The organism is Photobacterium galatheae (assembly GCF_000695255.1).
GTDB classification, from domain to species: Bacteria; Pseudomonadota; Gammaproteobacteria; order Enterobacterales; family Vibrionaceae; genus Photobacterium; species Photobacterium galatheae.
Genome location: NZ_JMIB01000067.1, coordinates 1 through 293, shown reverse-complemented (window position 1 = coordinate 293; position 293 = coordinate 1). Strand labels below are relative to the sequence as shown.

Annotated in this window: 1 pseudogene; it reads left to right on the top strand. The window is 44.7% G+C overall.

Annotated features, from left to right (window positions below):
• Window positions 1–293, top strand: a pseudogene (locus EA58_RS21780) (hypothetical protein); the annotation flags it as partial.

Sequence of the window (293 nt, the reverse complement as noted above, 5' to 3'; positions counted from 1 at the left end):
AAATTAACCGAACACGGAATCATTGTCAGCACGATTGAACTGGTGCCGGAAGTCTTTTATGCAGCGACCCGGAATGCCGCTTATGTTGGTATAGTACTGTGCTTACTGGCCGTGGGTTTGGTGGGGCCACTGGCTTTTGTGGGAGCTGGTGCGGGAGCATTGATGGCCTTTAAAATGACCGGGTTTAATAATGATCCCAAGATAAAGGTATTGCCATTTTTAAGTGAGTTACGATATATGATTGATGCTGAGTTTGAAGAGCCTGCATTTGAGAATGGTATTAGTCTTGTTTG